Origin of the sequence: Ruegeria sp. HKCCD7303, assembly GCF_013111185.1 — a bacterium.
In the GTDB taxonomy this organism is placed as follows: domain Bacteria; phylum Pseudomonadota; class Alphaproteobacteria; order Rhodobacterales; family Rhodobacteraceae; genus Ruegeria.
Genome location: NZ_WVRE01000001.1, coordinates 805,929 through 832,746, shown reverse-complemented (window position 1 = coordinate 832,746; position 26,818 = coordinate 805,929). Strand labels below are relative to the sequence as shown.

Sequence of the window (26,818 nt, the reverse complement as noted above, 5' to 3'; positions counted from 1 at the left end):
GCAGAAAGTGCAAATATCCATGCAATGCGTCCAGCAATCTGGACGGCTTGTATGGAAAGCGTATTTTTGGCGCATGTTAGATCTTCTCAGCGATATTCTCACGCGCCTGTCCCTGCGTGGCACATTCTACTTTCGCACATCGTTCACACCGCCCTTCGGCATTCAGGTGCCGGGCTATGAAAACGTCGCGCGGTTTCATTTTGTGCAGCGTGGTGAGCTTAAGGTGCATGTCTCAACGACTGGCGAGACACTGAGGCTGCGACAGGGTGACTTGATCCTGATTCCCCACGGTGCGCCGCACGCGTTGCTCTGTGCCGAGGTCAAGCCTTTGGATGCGTTGCCTTTGGAAGAGGTGCTTGAGGTGGCTGGCTACACAGGCGACGGTGTGCTGGTATACGGTGGCTCTGACGAAGACCGAGATACGCAGCTGATCTGCGGTCACTTTTCTTTCACAGGTCCTGCCGGGCGGAAGGGCACTGGGCACATGCTGATCGACCGTCTGCCGCCCTACATCCTTATCGAAAACTACGGCGAAGAAGCCGGGGCCTGGATGGAATCGACTCTGCGTATGATTGGTTCCGAGGTTTCTGGCGCGAAAATTGGCGGCGACCTGATCGCGATGAAATTGTCCGAAGTTCTGTTCGCGCAGGCAATCCGGGCCTATCTGGAACGCCAGAGTCCGCAGGATTCGGCTTTGGCCGGGTTTGCCGATTTGCGCATTTCGCGGGCGCTGACCGCGTTCCATCAAGCCCCGGCTGAGGATTGGAGCGTCGCATCTTTGGCGCGAGAGGCCGGTATGTCTCGCACTGCCTTTGCTCAGCTTTTTGCCGAGAAAATGGGAACGACGCCGATGCAATACCTCACAGACTGGAGGATGCAGATCGCCTGCCATGGTCTGACCGAGGCGCGCTGGAACGTGGCGGACGCGGCAGCCGAAGTCGGATACGCCTCGGAAGCCGCGTTCTCGCGTGTATTCAAAAAACAGGTTGGCCTGTCACCGGCTGCGTACAGGGCGATGCACTGATACTCCGCTAATTTTGAACGATCTGCATTATATCGTAAACGCTCAGGAATTCAGCGTCCGGGATCACCAGATTAACTTCCTTTCATCACTGGTTGAGGAAAGGAAAACCTTATGTCCCTTCGTTTTGTTACACGTTCTGTCCACGCCTATCTGGATTACCCGGTCGCCGTTGCCCTGATGACCTTGCCGTTCCTTCTGGGGCTGGGTCAGTCCAATCCGCTGGCCCTGTGGTTGTCTGTTGCGACCGGGGTGGCCGCCTTTGTTCTGACGGTTCTGACCGATCACCATCTGGGGATCTGGCGGGTTTTGCCCTACAAGGTTCACTTGGCCGTAGACTTGCTGGTTGGCATCACCTTTCTGTTTGCACCCAGCATTCTGGGGTTCTCGGGGTTGGATGCGGCGTTCTACTGGCTGAATGGCGCGGCTGTGGTGCTGGTCATCTCGCTCAGCGCGCCCGAGCAGGAAGTCGCAGCCTGACGGCGTTACCCACATCTGTCATGGTATCATCATGATACTGTCAAGAAACTGAGCCGCGGGTTTTACAAACTGGCGGCTCATATCGGCGCACCAATCGCGTGGTCGGAGAATCGATCACCAGACAGGAGAGCCTCACTATGACCAAGATCTTACGCCCAAACCGTCGTTCGTTTCTGGCAGGCAGCACTGCCTTTGCCGCTTCGCTGGCCATGCCAGCCATCAGCCGCGCCGGATCCCGCCCCGTGTTCACACATGGCGTTCAGTCCGGTGACGTCGATACGACATCGGGCATGATCTGGACGCGCACGGATCGTCCCTCTCGCGTGATGATGGAAGTATCGACCACAGAAAGCTTCGCAGACGCCCGCACACTCCCGCCGATGGATGCCATCCCCAACAGCGATTTTGCAGTGAAACGTCTGGTCGAGGGGCTGCCATCGGATCAAGACATCTTCTACCGATTCGTCGCCGCTGATCTGAGTGACATCAACACCGTATCAGAGCCTATTACTGGGCAATTTCGCACCGCACCGACCTCGCGTCGTAACATTCGGTTTGCCTGGTCAGGTGATACGGCCGGTCAGGGATGGGGTATTGATGACGAAGGTATGCGCACCTACGCGACCATGGCGCAGCACAAGCCTGACTTCTTCATACATTCCGGTGACACCGTCTATGCCGACGGTCCTATGCAGGATGAGGTCGAGAAAGACGGCCAATTGATCTGGAAGAACACAACCCTGATCGACGAGAAACGCAAGGTGGCCGAAACACTGGACGAGTTCCGCGCCCAGTGGAAATACAACATGATGGACGAGCATGTGCGGGCCATGAACGCCGTTTGTCCGACCTTTTTCCAGTGGGATGACCATGAGGTTGTGAACAACTGGTCCGACGCAAAAGACCTGATTTCAGACGACCGGTATACCGAGAAGTCGGTGCATGTTCTTCAGTCACGCGCCGGACGTGCTTTCCATGAGATGACACCGTTGCGCATTACGCCGGCAGAGCCAGGGCGTGTGTATCGCAAGATTTCCTATGGTCCGATGCTGGACGTCTTCTTCCTGGACCTGCGCAGTTATCGTGGACCGAACGGCCCGTCGATGGAGGATGAAATCACGGATCAATCCCGCATTCTGGGCGCGGAACAACTGGCATGGCTCAAGCAAGAGCTGGCAGGATCTCAAGCGACCTGGAAAGTGATTGCCTCGGACATGCCGATCGGATTGATCGTCTGGGACAACTGGAAGGAACAGGCCGGAGCAGAGGCGATCTCGAACGGCGATAGTGGTTCGGCCAAGGGGCGTGAGTTGGAGATCGCGGACCTGCTGCGTTTCATCAAAACGGCTGGCATCACCAACACGGTCTGGTTCACAGCAGATGTCCACTACACTGCCGCGCACTACTACGACCCTAACAAAGCACAATTCCAGGATTTTGAACCGTTTTGGGAGTTTGTTTCGGGTCCGCTGCACGCAGGGACATTTGGTCCAAACGCGTTGGATGGGACCTTTGGTCCTGAGGTCAAGTTCGTCAAAGCACCCGCCGAGGGGCAAGGGGTGAACTTGCCTCCAAGTGAAGGGCTGCAGTTCTTTGGTCTGGTGGACATTGACGGAGTGACCGAACAGATGACGGTTCGGCTGATGGATCGGGCAGATACCGAACTCTGGTCGGTTACGTTGGACCCGCAGGATCGCGCGCTCTGATTTCTTGTAACGACGTGTTTGCACCCCGAGCAATCCTCGGGGTGTTTTAGGGCTTGAAAATCCCGACTTAAATAGTCAGATTATTCGCAACGCCAGATGTTGTACCATCAAGCTCATGGTTTCGGGGCGGTTTGCAGGTTTGGCATGACTTTGGTGATAGCTTGCCGCCGCTCCGGAAACGAACCTGTCTAAACAGAACGAGGCCGAAATGAGCGAGTCGCTAGATGAAATTATGGCACGCCATGACGCGCTGGCTGTGTGTGGATGCACCTGTTGCGACAGTGACTATTGCGCCTATGTCGATTGCCAAAAGCCGCGCCGCAAACAAACCGAAGCGATGCCGCCTGTAAGATCAAAACCTGACGATCTTACCCCACGCGCCTCGCTTCGAGAGATTGTTGAAGCGACCCTGAGCCGTTTTGGCTGAGTGACGTAGGCCGTGAGGCCTACGTCAGCCAATTGTCAAAAATCCACGCCGCGCTGCGCCTTGATCCCCGCTTGGAACGGGTGCTTTTCCTCAGTCATCTCAGTAACCAAGTCGGCGTAATCACGCAGCGCTTGGGGCGCGTCGCGGCCGGTCAGGAACACGCTGGTCTTGTCCGAACGCGCGTTCAGGCCGTCGATGACCTGCTCAACAGACAGATACTCGTACCGCAGCGCGATGTTGATCTCGTCCAGCACGACCAGATCGTACTCGCCGCTGGACATCAGGGCGCGCGCCTTGTCGAAGGCGGCGTTTGCGGCAGCGATGTCGCGTTCGCGATCCTGCGTGTTCCAGGTGAAACCTTCGCCCATCGTGTGCCATGTCACCAGATCACGTTCTTCAAAAAAACGGCGCTCGCCTGTTTTCCACTTGCCCTTGATGAACTGAACCACGGCGACTTTCTGGCCCCAGCCCAGCGCGCGGATAACCACGCCAAAAGCGGCGGATGACTTGCCTTTGCCCTTGCCGGTGTTGATTAGAACCAGACCGCGACCGGGGTCCACCGCCTCGGACACTTTCTTGCGGTGCTTGGCTTGCACCTGCTGCATCTTTTCCTTGTGATCCTGCGCGTCGCTCATGGGGGAACCTCTTTGATTGTCCGGCCCAACCTAGGGGAAGATTACAAAAGGTAAAGTCACGCTTTGGGGTCTGTGACTGACCGGGCTTTGCCACGCTCGAGCCCCAACTGGTGTTCGCGCCAGATCACAACAACATTGCCTGCGATGACCAAAGCGGCCCCAATCAGGATTGCAAGCGTTGGCAGTTCGTCGAACCAGACATAGCCAATCACAATCGCAAACAGCATGGTCGCGTAATCATAAGGTGCAAGCATCGAAGCCTGACCAAAGCGATAAGAAGACGTCACCAATATCTGCGCAACCCCGCCGATCAGGCCCATCATGATCAGTATTAGAGCCTGATTCCACGTCGGCATCGTCCATCCCCAGGACGCGGTCAGCGCCGACAGTAAGGTTGCGGTCATCGAGAAATAGAAGACGATCGCAGCCGGGTGATCGACTTTGACAAGCTGCCGGATATGAATCTGCACAAAGGCGCGCGCGATGGTGGCCCCCAAAACGCACAGAGCGCCGATGGTTGCGGCGACCTCCATCTGGGTGCTGCCCAAGCGTGGCCAAATCATGATCAGGACCCCCAACAGACCAAGAGCCACCGCGCCGATACGGATCAGACGAATGCGTTCGCCCAGCATCACGGCGGCCAGAATCAGGGTGAAGATCGGTGTGGCGTAGCCAATTGCCGTCACCTCGGGCAGGGGCAGCAAGCTGAGGCCGGTAAAGGTAAGCCCCATGGCGCTGGTGCCCAGGACGCCGCGCCAGAAATGGCCCATGGGTTTTTTGACCACAAAGCCCTTGGATAATTCCCCGCGCGCGATGAGCCAAAGAATGATGACGGGAATCGCGAACAGGGACCGGAAGAAAACCAATTGGCCCGGCGGGAATTCATCCGATAAAGCTTTGACCAAGGCGGACATCGACGTGAACAGGAACAGCGCGCCCAGTTTCAGCGTCACTGCCAGCATAGGTCGATGCGATGTTAAGGGTTTTGTCATCGGCGCGAACCTGCGCCTTTGGAGGACAAAGATCAACGGGTGGGTTTAGTCATTCACCCAGGATTGAGGCAGAGAATTGCCGATTTCCTCGCCGAATTCTTCAAGAAAGCGGATCATACGCGTGGTGCGTTGTTCCGCAATCTGTCTGCCGGTCTGGGTCAGCATGTCGCCCGGCAGCCCCAGCAGTTTGACTTTCCAATGGTCGAGCGAGAAATGCAGGTCGTCCAATGGCCGGTTTTGGGCAAAGGGATCTGCCGCGTCATAAAGAGTACGCCCCAGTGCTCCGGAAACAGAAAAGTTGCGCGCAATACCAATGGCACCCAAAGCATCAAGCCGATCTGCATCGCGTAGGACACGCGCCTCGGCTGTTTTCGGAGTAATGTCGGCCGAGAAGCTATGGGCTTCGATCGCATGCTGGATGGCTCGGATCTGGTTCGAGTTATACCCCAAATCCTGCAGAATAGGCTCTGATTCCATTGCGGATTTGCGAGATGCCAGATACCGATCAGGATCATCCTTGGGTAGATTTACCAGATCATGCAGATAACTTGCGGCCAGCAGCACGGACATATCGGTTTGATCATCTGCGATGGCCTGAGCGTTGGTCCAGACCCGATCCAGATGGGCCAGATCATGGGCTGGATCCGTTTCCATGCGATGCGCGACCACCGCACGTAGGCGCGTGCGCAGATCAGCCGATCCGTCCACGGTTCTCTCCGATCTGACCGCGATGCAGAAGCAGGTGGTCGAGGATCACGCAGGCCATCATCGCTTCGCCAACCGGAACCGCGCGGATGCCGACGCAGGGGTCGTGGCGGCCTTTGGTGATGATCTCGGTCTCTTCACCCGACTTGGTGATCGTTTTGCGTGTGGTCAAGATCGATGACGTAGGCTTCACGGCAAAGCGTACCACAATGTCCTGTCCGGTTGAGATACCGCCCAGAATGCCACCGGCGTGATTCGAGCTGTATTGCGGGCCGTTCTGGCCCATGAAGATCTCATCCGCATTGGCTTCGCCGGTCAGTTCCGCGGCCGCCATGCCTTCGCCAATTTCTACACCTTTGACGGCGTTGATCGACATCATCGCAGCGGCCAGATCAGTATCTAATTTGGCGTATACGGGCGCTCCGATTCCTGCTGGAACACCGCGCGCGACGACCTCGACCACAGCGCCGACCGAGTTGCCGGACTTGCGCAGATCGTCCAGATACGCGGCCCAGTCCTCGGCAGCTTGTGCATCGGGTGTCCAGAACGGGTTCTGTTCGATCTGGGACCAGTCGAAATTTGCACGGTCGATTTTGTGCGGTCCAATTTGCGTCATGTAGCCTGTGATCTGCACATTCGGCGCGATCTGTTTGATCGCCTCACGCGCGAGCCCTCCGGCGGCGACACGTGATGCGGTTTCCCGCGCCGAGCTGCGCCCGCCTCCGCGATAGTCGCGGATGCCGTATTTCTGCCAATAGGTGATATCGGCGTGGCCCGGACGGAACTTGTCCATGATATCGCCGTAGTCTTTTGAACGCTGATCGGTATTCTCGATCATCAATTGCACCGGAGTGCCGGTGGTCTGGCCTTCGAATACTCCCGAGAGGATTTTTACCTGGTCCGGTTCGCGCCGCTGCGTGGTGAACTTGTTCTGACCCGGTTTGCGCTTGTCCAGCCAGTGCTGGATCATGGCTTCGTCGATTTGAACACCCGGAGGGCAGCCGTCGACCGTAGCGCCCAAAGCGGGACCATGGCTCTCGCCCCAGGTGGTGACGCGGAAGAGGTGTCCAAAACTGTTCATCGACATGGGGCGTGCTCCTTTGCGGGTCGTGATTAGCGGGCGCGGGTCCTGGCCTCAAGCGGAATTGCGTTTTGGAGGTGGTGGAGGGGACGTCGTCCCCTCTTGAGCCTGCGGCTCAATTCACCCCTGCCGTATTTGGGACAAGAAGAAGCGATCAAGCTGCGCTTGCGATTTTTGTGCGGATCTGGGTGATGCCGAGCGCGGCTTGAGCGGCTTCGCGGCCCTTTTGCACGAAGTGGTCGCGGTAGATGGCGTTGTGGTGCTCGGTCTCTTGATACTGGTGCGGCGTCAGCGAAACAGACAGGACAGGAACGCCGGTATCCATTCCTGCTCGCATTAGGCCATCGACCACTGCCTGCGCGACGAAGTCGTGCCGGTAAATTCCACCGTCCACCACAAAGGCGGCGCACGCTACGACGGTGTAGTTGCCGGTTTGGGCCAGGTCGCGGGCCAACAAGGGCATTTCGAACGCGCCGGGGACGTCGAAGACATCGACCTGCTTGGCGGGGATGAGTTCGAGGAAGCCGTCAAGTGCGCGGTCGACGATATCGGAATGCCAGTTGGCTTTGACAAAAGCATAGCGGGTGTGTGTCATCGTGATCTCCTTTCGTAACAGACACGTCACCCAAGGCGATCACGAACAAGCACACCGATTGCCGGCGTGTTGCACGTTCTCTTTCATCCGGACTGTAACCGTCGGCTCTGGCTTCTCACCAGATCTGCTTGTCACCCTCTGGCGCTTCTACACTTTGTCCGAAAACCGGTTCCCACTTTTCGGATCGTGGACACTTTTGGGCCGCTCGCGGGCTTACGGGTCGTCGCCCGCATACCGCCGGTGGGGAATTTCGCCCCGCCCTGAGAACAAGACGGTCCTTGCATATCTTGGGCCTCGTCTGCAAGAGATTTGGCAGGAGGATCACCATGCACCCGAACCCCGCCTTTTGCGCCGAGGAGCGCGCGCGCCATATTGAGTTCGCCCGTGACCGAGGATTCGGTGTATTGGTCTTGTCGACAGATGGTGCCCCGCTGTTGAGCCATGTGCCGATTCTTCTGTCGGACGACGGCAGGGTGGCTGAACTGCATCTTGTCCGCTCCAATCCCATCGTGCGCGCCTTGGAAAAGCCGAAAGCGGCGAAGATCGCGGTACAGGGGCCGGATGGGTATATCTCTCCGGATTGGTATGAGGTTGAGGATCAGGTTCCAACCTGGAACTACGTGGCTGTGCATCTGACCGGGGAGCTGGAGTTGCGCCCGCAGGAAGAGCTGTTGGATCTGTTGAACCGGCAGTCGGCCTTCTATGAAGAGCGCCTGCAACCTAAACCTCCATGGGCCACAGGAAAGATGTCAGATGAGGCTCTGACCAAAATGATGCGGATGATCGTGCCGTGTCGAATGCAGGTCGAGGATGTTCAGGGCACATGGAAGTTGAGCCAGAACAAGCCTGATGATGTGCGCTTGCGGGCGTCTGAACAGATTGCGTCAGGGATCGGGTCCGAATTGAATGTTCTGCAAGAGCTAATGCGCAACGCCTAGCCCTCGGCAAAGTGTGGGCTTTTGTTTTTGCAGGCCTTCTGTAAGGTCGGCTCAAACAGGGAGCCCGCCGATGAAACTCTACCACAGTCTGACCTCGCCTTATGTACGCAAAGTCATGGTATTGCTGCATGAAACAGAACAGCTTGAAGATGTTGAGCTGGAGACCGTGGCCGGAACACCGATCTCACCGGCTGAGCCACTGGTTAGCAAAGCACCGTTAACAAAAGTTCCGGCGCTGGAGCGCCCGGATGGGCCTACCTTGTTCGACAGTCGGGTAATCTGTGCGTTTCTGGATGCCCGTGCCGGTGGAAAGCTTTATCCCGAGGGCGCAGGTCGCTGGGATGTTCTGACACTCGAAGCGCTTGCTGACGGCATTCTGGATGCAGCCCTTTTGATGACTTACGAAGACCGCCTGCGTCCCGACGACAAAAAGTGGGATGCCTGGATTGAATCGCAGTGGGTCAAGATTGACCGGGCCTGTGCTGTACTGAACCAACGGTGGATGGCGCATTTGTCCGGCCCGTTGGATATGGGGCAGGTCGCCGTCGGCTGTGCGCTGGGTTATCTGGATCTGCGCCATGACGCGCGGGGGTGGCGCAAGGGTAATGACGCACTTGCCAAGTGGTTTGCGGAGTTTGGCGAGCGACCCAGCATGGTGGCCACCCGCCCTCAGGGCTAAGGCATCCTCAGCCGCATCTGCGTTACTGGCTGAACGTCGCCAGATAAGCAGCGATATCTTCCGCACCTTTCTTGAGCTTGACGCTCATGTTCGGGCGGGCGGTGTCATCGTCGAGATAATCCTTGATGAACCCGATGGGGTCTTTGGAATAGGCGGCGATGTTTTCTTCGGTCCAGACCAGACCTTCTTCACCGGCGCGGATCATGTCGTCGGTGAACATTCCGATGGGTAGGCGCTCGCTGCCATAACGGTAATCGTTCTCGGACCCGGCGACTCGTCCGATGACACCATAAAGATTCGGTCCGGTGATTCCGCCTTTGACCAGAACTTTTCCGTCTTTGATGATCGCGTGGCATGACGAGCAGCGGTTATAGATCGCCTTTCCCTTTTCGGGGTCACCTGCGGCAAGGGTCTGAGTGGACAGCGCCAGTGTAAGTAAAGCTGTGGTCAACAGGGTTTTTGACATAGGGGGTCTCCTGACAGGAGTTCGCGCGTTTTGCCCGCTGTCCTGTATTCGCGCAAAAAGTGCAACGGGGTAAACCTGCACAATTTGCAATTTAAATCATCTATTTGGGGAATATGATTTTGCAGAAAACAATCCCGTTCCCGCCGGTTGGATTGTGAACATTCAAGGCGCAATTCAGCGTTACATGGCTGGAACGCCCCGCGCCTGCTGGGCGTCGTCTTTGGTGTCTGCTGGCAATCGAATCAAAGCAGCCTGATTCGACCTGATCAACAAAGTTGAGCGCAAGATTCACCAAAAAAACGGCCTCGTTCCCTAAATGAAGCGGCACATGCGGCGTATTGCGCGTTTATGAACGCTGGACGAACACTATTCTCCCCGATAGTAAGCGCGTTTAAGACGCCGCTTTCACGCGGTGCGCGAGCTTTTTGCCCGTCCGCGGGCGCCAGACAATCGGAGATAACCTCGTGTCCCACGCAGAAGACCACGAAGGCACCCGCAGAGATTTCCTGTATTACGTCGCTGGCGGCGCAGGTGTCGTTGCGACGGGTGCAGCCGTATGGCCCCTGATCAACCAAATGAACCCGTCAGCAGACGTGCAGGCGCTTTCGTCGATCCGCACGGATGTGAGCGGGGTCGAGCCGGGTACACAGCTGACCGTCAAGTGGCTGGGAAAACCCGTCTTTATCCGTCACCGCACTGGTGCTGAGATTGCCGAAGCGCAGCAGCAGGATGAGGAAGCCATTGGCAGCCTGCCTGATCCGTTGGCACGGAACTTCAACCTGAACGCGGATGCGCCCGCGACTGATGCAAACCGTGTTATGCCGTCGCCCGAAGGCGAGGCAGAGGGCGCGTGGATTGTTCAGATGGGCGTTTGCACCCACTTGGGCTGTGTCCCCTTGGGCGACGCTGGCGATTTCGGCGGTTGGTTCTGCCCCTGCCACGGTTCGCACTACGACCTTGCTGGCCGGATCCGCAAAGGCCCCGCTCCTGAGAACCTGCCTGTTCCACCCGCAGAGTGGGTCGACGCAACAACCATCAAACTCGGCTAAGGGAGACCCAGTTTATGTCCGGAATTCCCCACGATCATTACGAGCCGAAGTCAGACGGCGAAAAGTGGCTGAACAGCCGCCTTCCCATCGTCGGCCTGCTGTATGACACCCTGATGATCCCGACCCCCAAGAACCTGAACTGGTGGTGGATCTGGGGCATCGTCCTGGCGTTCTGCCTGGCGCTGCAAATCGTTACCGGCATCATCCTGGTGATGCACTACACCCCGCATGTCGATCTGGCCTTTGCCAGCGTCGAGCACATCATGCGTAACGTGAATGGCGGCTACTTCATCCGTTATCTGCATATGAACGGCGCATCGCTGTTCTTTGTTGCGGTCTACATTCACATGTTCCGCGGCCTGTATTACGGCTCGTACAAAGCCCCGCGTGAAATCACGTGGATCATCGGTATGCTCATCTACCTGATGATGATGGGTACCGCGTTCATGGGCTACGTTCTGCCTTGGGGCCAGATGTCCTTCTGGGGCGCGACAGTGATTACCGGCCTGTTTGGTGCGATCCCGTTTGTGGGTGAAGCGATCCAGACTTGGCTGTTGGGCGGACCCGCCGTGGACAACGCCACGCTGAACCGCTTCTTCTCGCTGCACTACCTGCTGCCGTTCATCATCGCGGCGCTGGTCATCGTGCATATCTGGGCTTTCCACACCACCGGCAACAACAACCCCACGGGCGTTGAAGTGCGCCGTGGTTCAAAAGCCGAGGCCGAGAAAGACACATTGCCGTTCTGGCCCTACTTCGTGATCAAGGACCTGTTTGCGCTGGCCGTAATCCTGGTCGTGTTCTGGGCAATCGTCGGCTTTATGCCGAACTACCTGGGCCACCCGGACAACTACATCGAAGCCAACCCGCTGGTCACACCTGCGCACATCGTTCCGGAATGGTATTTCCTACCGTTCTACGCGATCCTGCGTGCCTTCACCGGTGAGGTCTGGGTTGTTCAGTTCGCCAGCTTTATCACCGGTGGCATCATCGACGCCAAGTTCTTCGGTGTGATTGCGATGTTTGGTGCGATCCTGGCCATGGCGCTGGCGCCCTGGCTGGACACATCGAGCGTGCGTTCGGGTAAATACCGTCCGATGTTCAAATGGTGGTTCTACCTGCTGATCATCGACTTCTTTGCCCTGATGTGGCTGGGTGCGATGCCCGCGGAAGAGCCCTATGCGACCTTCTCGCTGATCGCGTCTGCCTACTGGTTCGCCTATTTCTTCGTGATCCTGCCGATCCTGGGTGTTATCGAAAAACCGCTGACTCCACCGGAGACCATCGAAGAAGACTTCAACGCGCATTATGGCAAGGCTGACGCCGAAGCCACGCCGGCCGAGTAAGAAGAGGGACCGGATACCATGTTCAAGAAACTTGCAATCGGCGCTGCGTTTGCTCTGGCCCTGACCCCTGCTGCATCTTTTGCGGCAGGTGGTGGCGATCAGCATATCGAAGATTTCGCCTTTTCGTTCGAAGGTCCGTTTGGCACCTGGGATCAAAACCAGCTGCAACGCGGTCTGCAAATCTATACCGAGGTTTGCGCAGCCTGCCACGGCCTGCAATATGTTCCCCTGCGTGATCTGGAAGCGCTGGGCTACAACGAAGAGCAGGTCATCACCTATGCGGCGGACAATTTTGAAGTTTTCGATCCTGAGTTGGACGATTTCCGCCCGGCGATCCCGACCGATCACTTCCCGGCCAATACTGCCGTCGGCGCACCGGACCTAAGCCTGATGGCCAAAGCCCGCGCGGGTTTCCACGGCCCTTACGGGTTGGGCATCAACCAGCTGGTCAAAGGCATGGGCGGCGCGGAATACATCGCCTCGCTGCTGGATGGCTACACCGGCAAGGAAAAGGAAGAGGCAGGCACCATCCTGTACGAAAACACCGCTTTCCCGGGCGGCTGGATTTCGATGGGCCCGCCACTGGCAGATGAACAGGTTGAGTTTGCTGATGGTCACTCGAACTCGGTCGAGCATATGTCGGAAGACGTTGCGGCCTTCCTGATGTGGGCGGCTGAGCCCAAGCTGATGGATCGCAAGAACGCCGGTTTTGTTGGCGTAATCTTCCTGTCTATTCTGTCAGTCCTGCTGTATCTGGTGAACAAGCGCCTCTGGGCACCACACAAGGGCAAGCTCCGTCCAGAGGATTGATCCTTTTTCGGAATTAGAAATCGAAACCCCCGCGCCCACCCGGTTGCGGGGGTTTTCTTTGCGAACTAGCTAAAAAGGGGCCAGCCCCTTCTTGGCCTTTGGCCAATTCATCCCCGAGGTATTTTGAGCCAGATGAAGGGCGGATCAGACGATGAGTTGATCTGCAGTTTGTCCAGTGATCGCAGCCGTTACGATCTGACCTTCGGACTGAGGCGTGGTGAAGGACACTTCGGTGAACTGCTCGGTCCGGCCCATATGGGGGTTTTCCATCAGGATGTGATGGGTTTTGCCGATCTGTTCCGATAGGTGCTTTGAGACCTGAGCATCCCCGGCCGCGCGCAGTCGGGCCGCGCGGTCTTTAATCACCGTTCCATTGATTTGCTGCGGGATTCGTGCGGCAGGCGTGCCGTCACGCTTGGAGTATGGGAAGACGTGCAGCCACGTGAGATTGCAGTCTTTGACCAGCCTGAGCGAGTTTTCGAAATGCTCTTCGGATTCTGTAGGAAACCCCGCGATAATATCGGCACCAAACGTCATGTCAGGACGCAGCCTTCGGGCGTCTTCGGTAAATCGGATCGCGTCGTCACGCAGGTGGCGGCGTTTCATCCGTTTCAGAATCAGGTCGTCCCCGTGCTGAAGCGACAGGTGCAGGTGCGGCATCAGGCGCGGCTCGGTCGCGATGGCTTGCATCAGGTTTTCGTCGACCTCGATCGAATCGATTGAACTGATCCGAAGGCGCGGCAGGTCTGGCACCAGTGTGAGGATGCGCATCACTAGATCGCCAAGCCTGGGTTCTGCGGGCAGGTCGGCCCCCCACGAGGTCAGATCGACCCCAGTCAGAACCACTTCGTTGTAGCCCTTGTCCACAAGCCGCTTGATCTGATCCACAACAACGCCCGCAGGGACGCTGCGAGAGTTGCCGCGGCCATAGGGGATGATGCAGAAGGTGCAGCGGTGATCACAGCCGTTTTGAACCTGCACATAGGCGCGTGAGCGTGTGCCAAAGCCGTCGATCAGGTGGCCCGCCGTTTCGGTCACGGACATGATGTCATCAACCTGAACGGCCTCGGTCTCGCCAATGAAATCGGCGGCCATGCCTTTCCAGGTTGCGGGCTGCATTTTCTCGGTATTGCCGATGACCGCATCGACCTCTTCCATTTGGGCAAAGGTCTCGGGTTCAGTTTGGGCGGCGCATCCGGTGACGATCAGACGGGCGTTGGGGTTTTCGCGCCGCAATTTGCGGATCTCTTGCCGGGCTTTGCGGACAGCCTCAGCCGTCACCGCGCATGTGTTCACCACCACAGCATCGGTCAGACCTGCCTGCTGTGACAGCTCTTTCATTGCCTCGGTCTCATAGGCGTTCAGGCGGCAGCCCAAAGTGGTGAACTTGGGCAGGTTCATCCCAAAGTCCCCAAGAACTCAGGGGTGAGCGTGCCCGAGAAGACATGCGCTGTCGGGCCGGTCATCCAGACTCCATCCTCGCGCCAGTCGATCCAGATCGTGCCGCCATCCAGCTCGATCTGAACTTTGCGCCCCGTGAGACCGCGTCTTGCGGCTGCAACCGCCGTCGCGCAGGAGGATGAGCCAGATGCCAATGTGATCCCCACGCCACGCTCCCAGACGCGCATACGGATATTGTCCGGGCCAGTCACCTGTGCGACCTGAACGTTGGTGCGCTCTGGGTAGAGTGGATGGTGTTCGTAACGCGCGCCAAACTCGTTCAGCGGAATTGCCTCGGCGTCTTCGACAAAGAAGGTGCAATGCGGATTGCCCATACCAGTTGCCGTAGGCGCACCTTCGATCGGCAACTCCAGCGTGTCCATCTCCTCCGCCAGCGGTATGTCCTGCCAGTCCAGTTGAGGCTGTCCCATATTCACCGAGGTCAGACCATTGCCGACATCTTTTGCAAAGAGGGCACCGCGTTCGGTTGTCAGGGCCAATTCGGACTTTCCGGTCTCATCCATCAGAAACCGCGCGATGCAGCGTGTTGCATTGCCACATGCGGCCGAGGTAGATCCGTCTGAATTGTAGAAGACCAGATGTGCGTCCGCCTGGCCGTTTTCGATTACAGCCAATTGGTCGAAACCCACCCCAAACTGCCGATGGCCGATTCCCTTTGCGAGAGCCGGTGTAATCTGGGAATCGCACCCGCGCGCATCCACGATGACAAAGTCATTTCCCAGCCCGTGCATCTTCATGAAGGGCAAACCGGTATCGAGTCTCTGTTGCATGGCGGCGATATAACCCCGGTCCGAACATGAATCCACCCTGTTGCGCAGAATCGTGAAAAAAGGGGTTGACCCCCCTGCGACACCTGCCTAATTAGGCCGCCTATCGGGTCGCCGGAAACATAAGATGTATCGGTGAAACGAGGCGCAAAATAAGGGCTTGAACCCGATCAGGGATTTGTCTTAAAGAGCGCCACGGATCAGGAAGATCCAGCAAAAGAGTGGGCCGTTAGCTCAGTTGGTAGAGCAACTGACTTTTAATCAGTGGGTCGCAGGTTCGAATCCTGCACGGCTCACCACTTTTTCTGATAAAAACCAATGTGTTATCGGGCGCGTCGCTCGATCAGCTCGGTCTACACTGCGCCACGTCGTGCTGTTGGGGGACAAATGGGGGACAAATGGTAAGCGTTTACACCAAATGCGGCCTACCTTACTAGTTTTTGAGTTACGTTCTAATCCGCAAAGAGAGCCACGTAGGGATCGTACCTGAAAACGCGATTTCTTTTTTGGCCTGTTGTCTCTGTAACTAATCCCATTCCAAGGAAACGGTCCGTAATGCTGTTTGCCGCCTGCGGCGATATCTCTAGGAGTTCGGCGACATTGTTGACTTTGAAAATTGGGCGGAGATAAAGGGACTCCAAAAGCTTTAGACCGTTAGCAGCACCGCGTCCAAGGTCGTCGATAATCATCTGTCGATGAGCTTCTCGCATTTGAACAATGTCACGAGCTGTTTCGGTAGCTTCATTCGCTACTTGAGCCACGCCTTTCAAAAAGAACTTTAGCCAACCCTCCCAATCACCTGCAGTTCGAACGGCTTGTAACCGGTCGTAATACTCGGCTCTGTTCCTTTTCAAGTAGTGAGACAAATACAGTACAGGACGTAAGAGAACTTCCTGCTCGCACAGAGTGAAAGCAATTAGCAACCGCCCCATCCTTCCGTTGCCGTCGAGAAAGGGGTGAAGAGTTTCGAAATGAGCGTGGATCAATCCAACACGGATTAGAAGTGGAGTAGAGCTTTTTTCGTGGAAGTAAGTCTCCAAGTTGCCGAGTAGTCGGGAGAGTTCTGAGGGGGGTGGAGGAACAAACGTTGCGTTTTTGAGCGTCGCTCCTTCAGGGCCGATCCAATTCTGCGTCTTTCTGAAGTCCCCTGGCGTAGCGTGCTGCCCTCGCACTCCTTGCATTAATCGCGCGTGGATTTCTCGTATGAGACGGAGAGACATTGGCAGTTCGTCAAGGCGCTTTAGACCGTAATTCATTGCCTTTACGTAGTTTAGAATCTCCTCCGTATCGTTGGGCCTAGTAGGGTCAAAAATTTCTGCTTCTACTTCTAGAATGTCCCCCAAGGACGCCTGGGTGCCTTCAATCTGGGATGAAAGCACAGCCTCCTTTCGGACATACATAAAAACAAACAAATCTGGATTCGGCAGTGATTGAATTGAACCGTCAAGTCTTCCTAACGCCCTATCTGCTCGAGAGAGCAGCCCCTGCATCTCATCATCGAATTCAACTGGTGGTTCAGGAGGTAGGTCAAATGGTACAAATGCTGAGTAACCTTCAATTTGTTGTATATAACGCCCAGATTGTCGCGACATCTTCGACGGTTCTTTCTTAGCAAGATTGTTTTAATCAAGTTTGGATTCACTAGCTGCCAGCATTGATGCCTATAATCAAGTGCCACTTGAGTATGGAGCGCAGATTGGTGCCATGTGAATCTCAACTGAAATAAGAATGTGGTGCTTTACCTCCGTGCCACCACCAACGGCGGATCGGTCGGAAACGACCTAATATCGAACCATTTGAAGCACGTGCCATCAGCGTTGCGCTTGTTGCCCATGAGCAGGTGTGTGCCGGTCGTCCTGTGCCTTATCAGCGCCGCTCTGAACGCCCGTAAGTCAATCAGCCACCAACTATCTATTACCTGCCCGTCTGGACATGCATGGCCGTAGACCATCCAGTCTCCGTGGCCATTCACAATCTTGGATAGCTCAGTCTCTGCACCTGTAGGCAGCTTGGCCCGGATGGTGAATTGGTTCGGGTAGGGGGCATTCAGCACTTCGCCAGCCCCTTCGATGGTCAGAAGCTTGGTCATCTGTTTTACCTCCTGAACATGACGGCCATACCATACAGAGTTGTGACCGAGTTCACTGACACGCACGCCAAATCTGTAGATACATACAGTTAGATGAGACAGCGCACATGTTCGGTTTAGAGCGCGGTTTTTTATTTTCCTCCCTGTGGACTGGGCGCGCTTGTGGTAAGCGCGTCCTTTTCATCTGCCTGGTGGGTTCTGAGAAAATTTAGTTTCCCTCCGAGGGGACGCACAGGTCCAATGCGCTCTATGGAAAGATACCGATTTGATACTCATTCGGTCCCGACCAGCCTTTTGCACGTCACCCCGCTCCTGCGCAGCGTCGTATTCATCGGCCTTTGGGGGTTGGCATGAATCCGGCGCTTTTGATGCATGCATTCAGGCATGAATTGTCGGATCGATCCGAAAATCTCAATTTTGAGCGAAACCCCCTGCTACATCTGCTACACCTGCTATACAAGGGTCCCTCCAAAGCTGGATACTATTAGCGCACCCACATATAGGTCGTCCTCAATTTGTGGTTGGCCGACTACATCTGGCGGTTTTCTACACCGTGTGGCAAAACGACTACCTGCACTGTTGGTAGCGCAGATGGCTAATTGACTGCGAAAAGCCTGTCAGAATCGCGCTCGTTCAGGTATGAAGTCTCACATTGATTTATGCCTTGAGGTTCTACTATGCCAATCGTTCGCACCCCGACCGAGTACCGCGCCGCGCTCCGGGAAATCGAGTACCTGTGGGGTTCTGAACCGGATACCGAAGAAGGTCGGCAACTGGCGGAGTACCTGTCGGCAGTGGAGCAATTCGAACAGCTACCCAACTCAACATCAGATACGCAGGGGGTTGCTTAAACCCCGCGCGGCGATGGCTATAGGACACCTCTCTGCAAGGGTGGATAGAGATGAATAGGACGCTTATCATCATTGCGGCTGTTGCGCTTATTGTTGTGCTGGCTCTGTCCTTGATGCGGTCAGGCGATGTTGCTGGAACCGGTGGACTTGCCCCCACCACAGCCACGGATTAGTCAAATCTGGACGCGCCCCACATCGCTCGCCGTAAGAGGGTCGACAAATCAAACACTTCATTTGGATCGTTGCCGCCGTAGGCTTGATTGCATGGCTTGGGAATTCCCAAAAGGAAAGTTCGCCGCCACGCTCGCAACCCTCTGCATCTGTACAGGCCGACCAAGCGGTTTACCTTTATGTCACCGGTAATCGGGTCAATCAACGGGCTGGCCCCGGCACCAACCATCGAAAGCTTGGACAATTGAACCGGGGCGCTCGTGTTCGTCACGTTTCTGACGCAAGCGGTTGGACTGAGATTGTGTCGTCTTTGGGAAGCGGTTGGATGTCATCCGAGTATCTGTCTCGAAGCAGCCCACCGGTAGAGAAGAAGCCCTCAAAGGCAACAAGCAGGACTATAGCAGCGCCGACAACACGTGAGATTCAAGCCGCCCGCAAGGCAATCATTAGCCAGAGCATCGCTGCTTATCCCGGTTCTTGCCCATGTCCCTACAACATAGACAGGGCAGGTCGACGTTGTGGCAAGCGAAGCGCTTGGTCTAAGCCGGGTGGATACAGTCCGATATGCTACGACAGTGACGTGTCAGAACAAAGGTTGAAGTCCTACCTTGCAAGGCGAAGGGGAGCATCAAACTAACTGTAACGCTACGGCGTCCTGGCAAGCCCCGCCTTGGGGCTGATGTGTTCGGTATCCGCTCACTTGTCATCGTGCTTCCATTAGTGCAGGTCCGTTTTCTAATCCCGACACATGGGTGCACCTACTGCGACGTGGCGTCACTTTAGAAATCACAGCCATTAAGAAGTCGACGCAAAGGTTAGTGACGTAAAGATTTTTTGACCAGCTAGTCAAAACGATGACGGAAAACCCCACTTTGTTCCCCCTTACGTCTCAAAACGAAACTCTTACATCCGCCGTGTCGCTGCGGGTTGGCACTCACGGAAGGTGATCCTTGAGCCTAGCCACCTGCATGGCTCGGATCGGGCCCGCAGCGACAAGATTTGAATGTCTATTGGGAGCGGAAGAATTTGGTGCTGAATTTATTAACTGCCCTTCGGAGGATTCACTCCGAAGAAAGTCGTATTGCTCATCTCAACGATGGTGAACGCAAGCAGCGCCCGGACGGAGAAAAGGATAGCTCAAGACTGAAGAAAGAAGCGATACAGTCTCTGTTTCACAATGAGTTTGTGGAGAAGGGCAGAGAACTGCCGAAGCCTCCTTTGTAACTTGCCAAGGTAAAAGCCCATTAGAGTGATGCAGCTTGGCTACAGGTCAAGTTCCAAGTGCTATCGGCAAACACGGGGTAAGATGTTTGGTGCTTTACTTCAGCGGGTTTGTGCTGCCGACACAGCGGGTTTTTGCGCCCAAATCTGCACCCGATTTGCGAGCGACCTAAATTGCTCTATGTCGAGCCAATCTGGGAGCGTTAAACAAAATGAAACTCAGCGGATTGGAAATCTTTTGCATACTACTTGCCAGCTCAGTTGCGGCGGCGGGGTTTGTAGGAGCGGCAAGCGTATTGATTTCGGTCATTTGAACTGCTCTTTTGGGTAGGCGAAAAAGCAAGAAAGCTCACTGCCAGCTATTCGCCCTCCAACCCAAGGCGGATCAATCAGGAGGACTGCAACGCGTTCTAGGCCTATTGCGGTTGATGTGACCGATATGGACATCTGAAGACACCAGCAGCAAAGTCAGACCTAAGACGGGCTAAGGGATATAGCAGCACTTATTTTTGAGAGACTTCCAGATTGATAAAACGCCTTGTTGTAACTGCCTTGCTTACCACCATACCCGCTTATGCTGGCACCCTTCATGTAAGAGATGCCGACACAATAGTTGTCGATGGAACGCCTGTGCGCTTGAACGGCGTGGATGCTCCAGAGCTTGGAACGCGATCCGGTCAGGACGCTAAGCGCTGGATGGTTAACTATCTGCGCGGCAAATCCATATCTTGTGACTTGAACGGCGAACGAACCCACGACCGATGGGTTGGCGTTTGCTATGCAGACGGGCAAGACATTGGCGCTGCCGTAATCGCTGCCGGACACGCCTTGGACTGTGCGAGGTATTCGGGGGGCCGATACAGGCATTTAGAGACCCCAGCAGCTAAGTCACGTCTAAAACGGGCAGGATATTGCCGCTGACCCTATGTTTCGCAATCAGGCCAAGGAAGTACCTCAATAAGAAAAGTTAGTGCCTTTACGTTTATCCCAGGTGCCTCAGATTCCCGTGGTCCTGCGATGTTCAAAGCTAACGGCTTATTGGACGCGATCCACCGCTGAACCTGTTCAATTTGAGACTGGGTGCCACCTGAAAGATTAACCAGCATTAGGGGCTTTGCCGATTCCAATGCGACTTGCTGAGTGTAGTTCGTACCGGGGCTTTCTGATCCGTCGGTGATAATGAGCGTTGCATCACTCGAACTGACATTCAGTCGCGTTCTTACGTCTGGTTCAGAAGAAAAAGCTTCAACCAACCCCGAGTAATGTTCCGGAATGCCGCCTGCTTCGTTAGTACGCCCTTTTGGGATCCAGCCACCATAGATCAATCCAAGTTGCATAGCGAATTCAAGTGCTGCCAAGTCTACACCTGTTTGCCCACCCGAAATGATTTTCATTATCACCGTCCTGCCGGGTCCGATTTCTTGAGCTCACCTTCTTGGACAATGCGCATTTGTTCTGAATCGAACGGCTTCAGCAGTTCGAACGCGTCATCTGCGCTGCCGTTTATCCACTGCTCGTAGTCTTCGGGCTCAAGGATCACCGGCATTCTCTGAGGGTGTATCGGCTTCACAATCTCATTCGCGGTTGTCGTAATCACGGTGTATGCCTCGACGGACTCGGTGCCTTCCTTGCCCTCGTATCGTGACTCCTGCCACATGCCAGCAAACGCAAACGGTGGGCGGTCTTCATCACCCGTCAACGCAAACCAGTAGTAGGTGGCAGGATTTCGTCCTTTTGCTTCGCAGAACGAGCTGGCAGGCACTAGGCAGCGCCGATGCTCAAAACTGCCCTTCCATAGCCCGTTAATCCGCACCTTGTCGTCTCGGGCATTGTTCCAAGCATTGGGCTGGATGATGGCGCCGGTCTTCTTTGATTTTTTGGTGGTGCGAAAACCCCAGCTCAGCGAAACCAACTCTCGCTCGCCATCCTCAGCCTTCCTAACAACCGGTGCCTTCTGCTTTGGAAAAATGGCGGGCAGTGGCTCAGCATTTCCAAGCCTATCGCGCTCGACAGCCACATCGAATAACTGGCGCATCGCGTCGGCAGGTATTGTGTTGGAGTAGAGATTACACATGCGACTTACGGTAAGTACGAAATTTCATTTGGACAAGCACTCGATGTTCGCTACTTGTTCCACATGAGTGAATGGCCGAATAGAATCCCTTTTGACCTGTATGAAGAATTTGAAGCTCGACAGACTGGAGACTGGAAGACGGCGTTGCGTGTCTGGGCGAAGGCACACGGGCTAAAGCTCAAACTACAATGGTGGTCTCGGCTTGAACGTCAGATGGTCGACCTAAATTCACGGCGATACATACCCGGGCCGCAAGACCATTGGGCAGCCGTTAAAGAATGGCTGGAAGAGTATGACGTGCCAGCCCCTGAAAGGCTTCCGGTGTGGCCGGAACAAAAGTGACGACAGTTCCCTAGCTCAACCAAGCACCGGTCTTCCTGTCTAGTCGGACCTCCCCATATTTAGCGAGTGTACGTGGAACAGTTGCTGGAGTGAACTGTCACAATACCGCTCCAAATAACTAAACTGCCTGTCCCAAATGAATAGAAAGTGATGGGTGGTGTGAGGGGCTGGGCGAGGGGGTCTTAACCAGCCCCTCATTTGGAGGGGGTGCTGCGGATTGGTTTGGTGGTCCGTTTAATTGCGTGCTCAAACTATCATGCTGTGGAAATTGGGGTTCCCCGCAATACGTGCATACTTAGTCAAACGGACACATTTCGAACACGCGTCCTTTGTAGTCGGTATGTGCGGTGCGTTTTGAGGGGGCGTAACGATTCCCATTAGGGGGATGAGTTTGGCGCGTCGCACTCATCCTATCCGGACTGACGGGGTGTTAGGGCTCAGTCGCTAGAAAGCGGAACACTCTCAGACATCATTTCAACTCGCTGAAATAGTTGTGTGGCATCCAGTATCTCCAAAATTGATTTCCTAAGGAGATTGGTCATGACCAAAGCAATCCACACCCCCGATTTATCATGCTTAGAGAGCATCTTCGAATTACCGGTTCGACGCAGTCCATACTGGAACATTCTAGAATACTGCCGCCATATCGGCGTTAAAAAACTCTCCTCGGCAAAGTGTCATTGGATGGCCCGTATTCGTCGAATTGACGGTAAATACAGCGAAAAGCGAATTGGAGAAGTCGCCCAGATTCATAGGAACGGGCTTGACTACGGCCAAGCGCTAACCCTTGCCAAGGCTTGGTTTGACCAGCCTGATATCAAGGCAATCGCTTCGCAACCCTATGCGGTGGGCGTGAATTCAGTGCTGAAGTATGAAAAGACCAGCAAGTCTTTTACGGTCGGTGACGCAATGAACGGGTTTGTAGAATGGAAACGTATTGCTGCAGCAAAAACCTACTTCGAAACAACGCTTTCGCTCATAAATCACCACATAATTCCGAGATTGGGCGACCTTCCTGTAAGAGAGCTCAGTCAATCCGTTTTCCTTGAGTTTTGCACTGATGTTCTGGAGACAGCACCCAAACGAGGAAATCAAACCCAAGGTGACAGAACCCGGATCGAAGACCTGGATCATGAACAACTTCGAAAGCGGAAAAAGACACTCAACACTGTTATTGGCATTCTTCGAACTGCAATCGAGATGTCTTGGGAAAATGGCGACGTCGAAAGCGAGCGTTTATGGCGACGATTACGGCGAATACCCCACGCCGATACGCCTCGGCAGTTCTTTTTGACACGGGCACAAGCCAAACGATTGATTGCCTCTTGTCGGCCAGATTTGGCTTTGCTGGTTCAGGGTGCACTTTACACTGGATGCAGAGTTTCGGAGCTTGCACAACTCAAGGCGCGTGACGTCGGCGGGCATGTGTTCGGCATTTTTGTTGCGCCTCTAAAAAGCTACCGAGGCCGATATGTGGTTCTACCTGACGAGGGGATGTCCTTCTTTTTGGATCAAATTAGCGAGTTGGATGACGAAGAATTGGTCTTCAGGATGTCTTCTGGAAAGGCTTGGTCTGGATGCCACAAGCACCTGTTTAAAGAGGCCGTTCGACGTGCGGGCCTGCCTGCCCCTTTTGTTTTTCACGGCCTCAGGCACACCTATGCCAGTCAATTGGTTCAAGCAGGGACGCCTCTAGCAGTTGTGGCGAAACAGCTGGGCCACACCAATACAGATACCGTCAGCAGGACCTATGGACACCTTTGCTGCGATACAATTGAAGCTGAGATTTCTCGCAGGTTTTCACCTTTGCAGAAGACTGGTAGCGACCCGCGCCTCCTAGACCTAAGAAAGACACTTCAGGGAAAAGCAGAGCCTATTTGGTCCTGGCCTCGAAAAAACCGAAGTAAGGCTTCTGGTGATGTCGTCAGCAGACTTAGGGCAAAAGAGGAAGAATTGCGGCTTAGGTAGACCGAAATTGGTGCGGTCGTGGCGAGGTTTCGCAGTTTCGGTTTAAATCTCATAGGATTGTGAGGCTCCTCAAGCTGCCCAAAAAGTATCAAAATGACACCAAATTTGGGACACAAACAGCCTGCAACACAACACCGTTGCCACTAACTAAAGTCGTTTCCTTAAGCAATGACCAAAGCATCGGCCATTTAAGGTCAACTTGTTAGTTGGCTTCTTGAACTACAGGAAGAGTGAATGAAGAAAATCTGTGCCACCTTTTGTGCGCTGTCGATTGTGTCGGCTTGCGCGCAACAACCTGCGTCTATTTCTCCCGTTTCTATGGGTAATACGTACAGCAACATATCTTGTACAAAGGCCGCCGAGCTATACAAGCAAGAAGCAGCAAAAGTGCCAAGCCTCGTGGCGGCTCAAAAGCAAGCCGTTACCGGTGACGCTATTGGCGTATTTTTGATTGGCGTTCCGATGTCTAGCCTATCCGGAGGCGATTTGGAGGGTGAGATTGCGGCTACAAAGGGTAAACTGATTGCTCTAGCAGGAAAATTGGAGACGTGCGGCTCGTCTCCCGCACAAGTGGCTTGGGGTTAACGATCCGGCCAGATATCTGACAAACGTGGGTCGCGCTTGCGCAATGGGCGGCTCGCAAAAAACTAATTGCTCCTCCCCACCATGCGACTGTGAACAATCACCCAAGAGGCTGTTTACTCTTCGTTAAGAAAATCGGCTTAGTTAGCATCAACGTAACTTGATTAGACCTGTTGATATGGATGAAGAATTTTTGCAGCGAGCTGAGGGCACTAGATTGCGGCTTGAGGCAGAAGGCATGATTGCTACCGCCAAGGCAATTCGAGAACTAGCGAGAGATATTAACTGCATCAATTCAAACTTGCCTAGTGACTTAGACGGGGCCGCAATTAAGGAATGGCTAGAGCGCAACGACGTTCCGGTGCCTGACGATTTGCCGTGGTGGCCTGAACAAGGCTCGTAAAGCAATAAGGGACTGGCAGAGGGGGTAGACGCCAGTCCCTTAACGAAGAGCAAGTGGTAGTATGTGTCAGTGATTTGAGCGTGCCACACAAACCAGAATGCGGGTATTCGGGAAACCCCGTAATGAACGAAAAAGAGGCGAAACAGTCTGTTTCCAATGTCTGAACGGTTAGTTCCGGGAGAATCGTGGACACAAAATTGTCTCAATGCGATATTTTTCATCGTGGGTGGCACGTCTTTATTTTAGCACGTACTGGTTTTTGACCTTTTAAAAGAGGGGGTCACGAGTTGGGTGTGTCACCCACACCAGTCACTTAGAGTTGGCAAAATGCGCGTTTTGTGCGCCCAAATCCGATGTAATTTTCCTCCAGAGGGTCTCATTTGCTTCATGTCGCCAAGCTAGACATAACACGCGGCGCGCCTTGAGGGGGTTAACGATTTTCAATGAGGGGGTACGAGTTCGGCGCGTCGTACCCCACATCGAAGTCTTACTTTCTGGCAAGTGACTTAGCGTCAGCGTCCGATAATTCCTCTCCACGATAAAGCTTGAGTGCCAATTCCGGCTTATCAGCTGCGATTATGAATTGAAGATCCTTGTCGCTTAGCTCGTTGGAGCGGCATTTTTCTAAACCTTTGGAAGTCACGTAAGCCTTGAACACTCTTTGACAGAACTCGCCAAGGTTTTCGCCTTCTTCCCTTTGAAACCCGCCGTCAAGCCCGGGGACAATCGCCCATTGCGTATCCATACCTTCAAAGACAACAAATTTCGGCGGCAAAACAAGACAGTCAGTTGAACTTGCAGTTTCAAGCTTCTTCAGCCGGTTCTTAATCGTCATTGTTTCTGCCCCCCATTACTCGGTCTGCAACGGCAAATGCCGTCTCTCGTTCTTCTTTGGTCATGTCCTCAATGTGCTTTCCACCTGCCTTGATGGCAAAAACACGCCGTTCGAATTCGCTTTGGCTTTCACTTTCATGTGGAAAGATCCGGCCAAGACCGAGGCCCGGAATTGTCGCTGGGCCATGCTCTCTTTCGACTACTCGACTGGTTCCCTCAGTACCTTTCTTGATCCCGTAGATTTGATAAAACACGATGGGAAGTTCGAGCGCGTTTGGCGAACTCGCTTCCAGTTTGGTCAATCGGCTTTTGATGCTCATATCAACCTTCCTCCGCCAGGCTTGCTTGGGTGCACCCGGCTGCGTCCAAGAAGCATTGGAACAGATTTGCGCTCGGGGCTGATTGCTTAGAAAGCTCGATGCAGTTACGAGCTACTTTCTCATCCACGCGGCCATCCAGAATAAGGGCGGCTACCTCGACAGGTGACGCCTTGGCCGTCAATTGGTCCAGTGGAATGTCTCGCATCCGCTCTGCGGTGTTTTGCAGTTGCCTGGTTAATTGATCCGGCGCGCCCGAGTTCGATATGGCGCTTACAGCTTTCCTGCTTTCCAAAGCCGCCAGTCTATTCCTAATGCTCATTTCGCGGCCTCCAGTGCAGTGATCCTGCGCTCCAATTCGGTGGTTTCAAGGACACGCCTGTACTGCTCCACCAGACCCATGACAGTTGCACCTTCCAGTGGCGTTACTTCACCCTGAGAAACTGCCTGTAGCACCGCCTGTGCGGCCTCTGAGGCGTCCTCGGCGGATTTGATAGTTGGAAGGTCGAAACTGACTGGTGCGTCCTTTCTGGTGGGCGCCAGTCGTTCCAAGCATAGACGCAGGGCCGTGCTGTCGCCTTCGAGCGCCAGCTCAACAGCCTTTTGGGTTATTTGCTCAGATTGGCCTTCCAGCAGTTCCTCAACTGCCCTTGTGATACGGTGCCGTGCGCCTCTGGGCCTGCCTGAATTTCCGGGCGCAAAAGTGCCATCCGGGTTCCGTTCGTCCGTTGTCGTGCCGTTATTACGGCTAGGTTCATCCATCATTGTTCTTGCCTCGCTTGCTGGATTGTTGGTGCAGAAGGGGTCG

General features: G+C 54.8%; 31 protein-coding genes, 1 tRNA gene and 1 riboswitch. Of the genes, 16 read left to right on the top strand and 16 right to left on the bottom strand.

From position 1 onward, the window contains the following. Positions 1-73 precede the first annotated feature (73 nt). The 4 genes from GS630_RS03680 (at position 74) to GS630_RS03665 (ending at position 3,634) form a co-directional block, all read left to right on the top strand. Positions 74-1,024 carry an AraC family transcriptional regulator gene (locus GS630_RS03680; RefSeq protein WP_171178460.1) on the top strand — a complete coding sequence of 317 codons (951 nt, stop codon included), beginning with the start codon at positions 74-76 and terminating at the stop codon, positions 1,022-1,024. A gap of 111 nt (positions 1,025-1,135) precedes the next feature. After that, positions 1,136-1,501 carry a hypothetical protein gene (locus GS630_RS03675; protein ID WP_171620335.1) on the top strand — a complete coding sequence of 122 codons (366 nt, stop codon included), beginning with the start codon at positions 1,136-1,138 and terminating at the stop codon, positions 1,499-1,501. 137 nt (positions 1,502-1,638) lie between these two features. Then, entirely contained in the window at positions 1,639-3,207 is a 1,569-nt protein-coding gene (locus GS630_RS03670; RefSeq protein ID WP_171620333.1) for an alkaline phosphatase, read from the top strand. A gap of 208 nt (positions 3,208-3,415) precedes the next feature. Next, complete coding sequence (locus tag GS630_RS03665; RefSeq protein ID WP_171178454.1) at positions 3,416-3,634, top strand: hypothetical protein; 219 nt, start codon at positions 3,416-3,418, stop codon at positions 3,632-3,634. A 35-nt stretch (positions 3,635-3,669) separates the two neighbouring features. Here GS630_RS03665 and cobO read toward each other — a convergent pair whose 3' ends face one another. The 5 genes from cobO to GS630_RS03640 form a co-directional block, all read right to left on the bottom strand. Then, complete coding sequence (gene cobO / locus GS630_RS03660) at positions 3,670-4,269, bottom strand: cob(I)yrinic acid a,c-diamide adenosyltransferase (protein ID WP_171620331.1); 600 nt, start codon at positions 4,267-4,269, stop codon at positions 3,670-3,672. Positions 4,270-4,325: 56 nt separating this feature from the next. Beyond that, the gene (locus tag GS630_RS03655; protein ID WP_171178450.1) at positions 4,326-5,261 is read right to left on the bottom strand and encodes a DMT family transporter; all 936 of its coding nucleotides are present in this window, start codon (positions 5,259-5,261) and stop codon (positions 4,326-4,328) included. Positions 5,262-5,306: 45 nt separating this feature from the next. Beyond that, a complete protein-coding gene (locus tag GS630_RS03650; RefSeq protein WP_171620327.1) occupies positions 5,307-5,969 on the bottom strand; it encodes an HD domain-containing protein in 663 nt (220 codons plus the stop codon). Then, the gene (gene aroC, locus GS630_RS03645) at positions 5,953-7,053 is read right to left on the bottom strand and encodes a chorismate synthase (RefSeq protein WP_171234711.1); all 1,101 of its coding nucleotides are present in this window, start codon (positions 7,051-7,053) and stop codon (positions 5,953-5,955) included. Before aroC ends, GS630_RS03650 begins: the two co-directional genes overlap by 17 nt. 148 nt (positions 7,054-7,201) lie before the next feature. Beyond that, on the bottom strand, positions 7,202-7,642 hold the full coding sequence (locus GS630_RS03640; RefSeq protein ID WP_171178444.1) for a 6,7-dimethyl-8-ribityllumazine synthase: 441 nt from the start codon (positions 7,640-7,642) through the stop codon (positions 7,202-7,204). Positions 7,643-7,713: 71 nt separating this feature from the next. Continuing rightward, a riboswitch (FMN riboswitch) is annotated at positions 7,714-7,914 on the bottom strand. 54 nt (positions 7,915-7,968) lie between these two features. Between GS630_RS03640 and GS630_RS03635 the strand changes: the two genes are divergently transcribed. Both GS630_RS03635 and GS630_RS03630 read left to right on the top strand, forming a co-directional pair. Further along, positions 7,969-8,580, top strand: coding sequence for an FMN-binding negative transcriptional regulator (locus GS630_RS03635; protein WP_171178443.1), 612 nt, complete (start codon positions 7,969-7,971; stop codon positions 8,578-8,580). A 70-nt stretch (positions 8,581-8,650) separates the two neighbouring features. Continuing rightward, the gene (locus GS630_RS03630) at positions 8,651-9,259 is read left to right on the top strand and encodes a glutathione S-transferase (RefSeq protein ID WP_171178441.1); all 609 of its coding nucleotides are present in this window, start codon (positions 8,651-8,653) and stop codon (positions 9,257-9,259) included. 22 nt (positions 9,260-9,281) lie between these two features. Here the strand turns inward: GS630_RS03630 and GS630_RS03625 are convergent, their stop codons facing one another. Next, positions 9,282-9,725 (bottom strand): cytochrome c family protein, encoded by a 444-nt coding sequence (locus GS630_RS03625; protein WP_171178439.1) that lies wholly within the window; start codon positions 9,723-9,725, stop codon positions 9,282-9,284. 464 nt (positions 9,726-10,189) lie between these two features. Between GS630_RS03625 and petA the strand changes: the two genes are divergently transcribed. Genes petA through GS630_RS03610 form a run of 3 tightly spaced genes read left to right on the top strand, consistent with a single transcriptional unit; the run spans position 10,190 to position 12,930 of the window. Continuing rightward, positions 10,190-10,774, top strand: coding sequence for a ubiquinol-cytochrome c reductase iron-sulfur subunit (gene petA / locus GS630_RS03620; protein ID WP_171178437.1), 585 nt, complete (start codon positions 10,190-10,192; stop codon positions 10,772-10,774). A 14-nt stretch (positions 10,775-10,788) separates the two neighbouring features. Next, positions 10,789-12,120 carry a cytochrome b gene (gene petB, locus GS630_RS03615; protein ID WP_171093028.1) on the top strand — a complete coding sequence of 444 codons (1,332 nt, stop codon included), beginning with the start codon at positions 10,789-10,791 and terminating at the stop codon, positions 12,118-12,120. An 18-nt stretch (positions 12,121-12,138) separates the two neighbouring features. Beyond that, the gene (locus tag GS630_RS03610; protein WP_171178435.1) at positions 12,139-12,930 is read left to right on the top strand and encodes a cytochrome c1; all 792 of its coding nucleotides are present in this window, start codon (positions 12,139-12,141) and stop codon (positions 12,928-12,930) included. A 144-nt stretch (positions 12,931-13,074) separates the two neighbouring features. Here the strand turns inward: GS630_RS03610 and mtaB are convergent, their stop codons facing one another. Beyond that, positions 13,075-14,331 carry a tRNA (N(6)-L-threonylcarbamoyladenosine(37)-C(2))-methylthiotransferase MtaB gene (gene mtaB, locus GS630_RS03605; RefSeq protein ID WP_171620323.1) on the bottom strand — a complete coding sequence of 419 codons (1,257 nt, stop codon included), beginning with the start codon at positions 14,329-14,331 and terminating at the stop codon, positions 13,075-13,077. Then, the gene (gene dapF / locus GS630_RS03600; RefSeq protein ID WP_171620321.1) at positions 14,328-15,161 is read right to left on the bottom strand and encodes a diaminopimelate epimerase; all 834 of its coding nucleotides are present in this window, start codon (positions 15,159-15,161) and stop codon (positions 14,328-14,330) included. Before dapF ends, mtaB begins: the two co-directional genes overlap by 4 nt. Positions 15,162-15,381: 220 nt before the next feature. Between dapF and GS630_RS03595 the strand changes: the two genes are divergently transcribed. Further along, a tRNA-Lys gene (locus GS630_RS03595) sits at positions 15,382-15,457 on the top strand. A 153-nt stretch (positions 15,458-15,610) separates the two neighbouring features. Here the strand turns inward: GS630_RS03595 and GS630_RS03590 are convergent. Further along, positions 15,611-16,750 (bottom strand): Fic family protein, encoded by a 1,140-nt coding sequence (locus GS630_RS03590; RefSeq protein WP_171620319.1) that lies wholly within the window; start codon positions 16,748-16,750, stop codon positions 15,611-15,613. A gap of 146 nt (positions 16,751-16,896) precedes the next feature. Further along, entirely contained in the window at positions 16,897-17,247 is a 351-nt protein-coding gene (locus GS630_RS03585; RefSeq protein ID WP_171620317.1) for a hypothetical protein, read from the bottom strand. A 677-nt stretch (positions 17,248-17,924) separates the two neighbouring features. Here GS630_RS03585 and GS630_RS03580 point away from each other — a divergent pair. The 4 genes from GS630_RS03580 (at position 17,925) to GS630_RS03570 (ending at position 20,411) form a co-directional block, all read left to right on the top strand. Then, entirely contained in the window at positions 17,925-18,098 is a 174-nt protein-coding gene (locus GS630_RS03580) for a hypothetical protein (protein ID WP_171620315.1), read from the top strand. A 50-nt stretch (positions 18,099-18,148) separates the two neighbouring features. Then, positions 18,149-18,271 carry a hypothetical protein gene (locus GS630_RS22495; protein ID WP_256368699.1) on the top strand — a complete coding sequence of 41 codons (123 nt, stop codon included), beginning with the start codon at positions 18,149-18,151 and terminating at the stop codon, positions 18,269-18,271. An 83-nt stretch (positions 18,272-18,354) separates the two neighbouring features. Then, positions 18,355-18,906 carry an SH3 domain-containing protein gene (locus GS630_RS22575; protein WP_171620313.1) on the top strand — a complete coding sequence of 184 codons (552 nt, stop codon included), beginning with the start codon at positions 18,355-18,357 and terminating at the stop codon, positions 18,904-18,906. A 1,214-nt stretch (positions 18,907-20,120) separates the two neighbouring features. Beyond that, on the top strand, positions 20,121-20,411 hold the full coding sequence (locus GS630_RS03570; protein WP_371809134.1) for a thermonuclease family protein: 291 nt from the start codon (positions 20,121-20,123) through the stop codon (positions 20,409-20,411). Positions 20,412-20,413: 2 nt separating this feature from the next. On the opposite strand, the gene GS630_RS03565 is transcribed toward GS630_RS03570, so the two are convergent. Continuing rightward, positions 20,414-20,884, bottom strand: coding sequence for a putative molybdenum carrier protein (locus tag GS630_RS03565; RefSeq protein WP_171620311.1), 471 nt, complete (start codon positions 20,882-20,884; stop codon positions 20,414-20,416). A 2-nt stretch (positions 20,885-20,886) separates the two neighbouring features. Further along, on the bottom strand, positions 20,887-21,564 hold the full coding sequence (locus GS630_RS03560; RefSeq protein WP_171620309.1) for an SOS response-associated peptidase: 678 nt from the start codon (positions 21,562-21,564) through the stop codon (positions 20,887-20,889). An 882-nt stretch (positions 21,565-22,446) separates the two neighbouring features. Between GS630_RS03560 and GS630_RS03555 the strand changes: the two genes are divergently transcribed. Both GS630_RS03555 and GS630_RS03550 read left to right on the top strand, forming a co-directional pair. Further along, a complete protein-coding gene (locus GS630_RS03555) occupies positions 22,447-23,874 on the top strand; it encodes a site-specific integrase (RefSeq protein WP_171620307.1) in 1,428 nt (475 codons plus the stop codon). Between the two features lie 234 nt (positions 23,875-24,108). After that, positions 24,109-24,459: a hypothetical protein gene (locus tag GS630_RS03550; RefSeq protein ID WP_171620305.1), complete on the top strand. Its 351-nt coding sequence runs from the start codon at positions 24,109-24,111 to the stop codon at positions 24,457-24,459. An 887-nt stretch (positions 24,460-25,346) separates the two neighbouring features. On the opposite strand, the gene GS630_RS03545 is transcribed toward GS630_RS03550, so the two are convergent. The 4 genes from GS630_RS03545 to GS630_RS03530 are packed head-to-tail and all read right to left on the bottom strand — an operon-like array spanning position 25,347 to position 26,775. Next, positions 25,347-25,694: a hypothetical protein gene (locus GS630_RS03545; RefSeq protein ID WP_171620303.1), complete on the bottom strand. Its 348-nt coding sequence runs from the start codon at positions 25,692-25,694 to the stop codon at positions 25,347-25,349. Beyond that, on the bottom strand, positions 25,684-26,013 hold the full coding sequence (locus GS630_RS03540; protein WP_171620301.1) for a hypothetical protein: 330 nt from the start codon (positions 26,011-26,013) through the stop codon (positions 25,684-25,686). The genes GS630_RS03545 and GS630_RS03540 overlap by 11 nt, the downstream gene beginning before the upstream one ends. 1 nt (position 26,014) lies before the next feature. Continuing rightward, the gene (locus GS630_RS03535) at positions 26,015-26,332 is read right to left on the bottom strand and encodes a hypothetical protein (protein WP_171620299.1); all 318 of its coding nucleotides are present in this window, start codon (positions 26,330-26,332) and stop codon (positions 26,015-26,017) included. After that, positions 26,329-26,775 (bottom strand): DUF5681 domain-containing protein, encoded by a 447-nt coding sequence (locus tag GS630_RS03530; protein ID WP_253285893.1) that lies wholly within the window; start codon positions 26,773-26,775, stop codon positions 26,329-26,331. Before GS630_RS03530 ends, GS630_RS03535 begins: the two co-directional genes overlap by 4 nt. Positions 26,776-26,818: the final 43 nt, after the last annotated feature.

Bases quoted from the DNA above. Each gene is read 5' to 3' on its own strand.
- GS630_RS03550 (WP_171620305.1), top strand. From the start codon at position 24,109: ATGAAGAAAATCTGTGCCACCTTTTGTGCGCTGTCGATTGTGTCGGCT.
- GS630_RS03530 (WP_253285893.1), bottom strand. From the start codon at position 26,775: ATGATGGATGAACCTAGCCGTAATAACGGCACGACAACGGACGAACGG.
- GS630_RS03585 (WP_171620317.1), bottom strand. From the start codon at position 17,247: ATGACCAAGCTTCTGACCATCGAAGGGGCTGGCGAAGTGCTGAATGCC.
- GS630_RS03635 (WP_171178443.1), top strand. From the start codon at position 7,969: ATGCACCCGAACCCCGCCTTTTGCGCCGAGGAGCGCGCGCGCCATATT.
- petB (WP_171093028.1), top strand. From the start codon at position 10,789: ATGTCCGGAATTCCCCACGATCATTACGAGCCGAAGTCAGACGGCGAA.
- GS630_RS03545 (WP_171620303.1), bottom strand. From the start codon at position 25,694: ATGACGATTAAGAACCGGCTGAAGAAGCTTGAAACTGCAAGTTCAACT.
- GS630_RS03680 (WP_171178460.1), top strand. From the start codon at position 74: ATGTTAGATCTTCTCAGCGATATTCTCACGCGCCTGTCCCTGCGTGGC.
- GS630_RS03665 (WP_171178454.1), top strand. From the start codon at position 3,416: ATGAGCGAGTCGCTAGATGAAATTATGGCACGCCATGACGCGCTGGCT.
- mtaB (WP_171620323.1), bottom strand. From the start codon at position 14,331: ATGAACCTGCCCAAGTTCACCACTTTGGGCTGCCGCCTGAACGCCTAT.
- GS630_RS03580 (WP_171620315.1), top strand. From the start codon at position 17,925: ATGCCAATCGTTCGCACCCCGACCGAGTACCGCGCCGCGCTCCGGGAA.
- GS630_RS03590 (WP_171620319.1), bottom strand. From the start codon at position 16,750: ATGTCGCGACAATCTGGGCGTTATATACAACAAATTGAAGGTTACTCA.
- GS630_RS03565 (WP_171620311.1), bottom strand. From the start codon at position 20,884: ATGAAAATCATTTCGGGTGGGCAAACAGGTGTAGACTTGGCAGCACTT.
- GS630_RS03675 (WP_171620335.1), top strand. From the start codon at position 1,136: ATGTCCCTTCGTTTTGTTACACGTTCTGTCCACGCCTATCTGGATTAC.
- GS630_RS03670 (WP_171620333.1), top strand. From the start codon at position 1,639: ATGACCAAGATCTTACGCCCAAACCGTCGTTCGTTTCTGGCAGGCAGC.
- GS630_RS03630 (WP_171178441.1), top strand. From the start codon at position 8,651: ATGAAACTCTACCACAGTCTGACCTCGCCTTATGTACGCAAAGTCATG.
- GS630_RS03610 (WP_171178435.1), top strand. From the start codon at position 12,139: ATGTTCAAGAAACTTGCAATCGGCGCTGCGTTTGCTCTGGCCCTGACC.
- GS630_RS03655 (WP_171178450.1), bottom strand. From the start codon at position 5,261: ATGACAAAACCCTTAACATCGCATCGACCTATGCTGGCAGTGACGCTG.
- GS630_RS03640 (WP_171178444.1), bottom strand. From the start codon at position 7,642: ATGACACACACCCGCTATGCTTTTGTCAAAGCCAACTGGCATTCCGAT.
- dapF (WP_171620321.1), bottom strand. From the start codon at position 15,161: ATGCAACAGAGACTCGATACCGGTTTGCCCTTCATGAAGATGCACGGG.
- cobO (WP_171620331.1), bottom strand. From the start codon at position 4,269: ATGAGCGACGCGCAGGATCACAAGGAAAAGATGCAGCAGGTGCAAGCC.
- GS630_RS22495 (WP_256368699.1), top strand. From the start codon at position 18,149: ATGAATAGGACGCTTATCATCATTGCGGCTGTTGCGCTTATTGTTGTG.
- GS630_RS03555 (WP_171620307.1), top strand. From the start codon at position 22,447: ATGACCAAAGCAATCCACACCCCCGATTTATCATGCTTAGAGAGCATC.
- GS630_RS03540 (WP_171620301.1), bottom strand. From the start codon at position 26,013: ATGAGCATCAAAAGCCGATTGACCAAACTGGAAGCGAGTTCGCCAAAC.
- GS630_RS03560 (WP_171620309.1), bottom strand. From the start codon at position 21,564: ATGTGTAATCTCTACTCCAACACAATACCTGCCGACGCGATGCGCCAG.
- GS630_RS03625 (WP_171178439.1), bottom strand. From the start codon at position 9,725: ATGTCAAAAACCCTGTTGACCACAGCTTTACTTACACTGGCGCTGTCC.
- GS630_RS03535 (WP_171620299.1), bottom strand. From the start codon at position 26,332: ATGAGCATTAGGAATAGACTGGCGGCTTTGGAAAGCAGGAAAGCTGTA.
- aroC (WP_171234711.1), bottom strand. From the start codon at position 7,053: ATGTCGATGAACAGTTTTGGACACCTCTTCCGCGTCACCACCTGGGGC.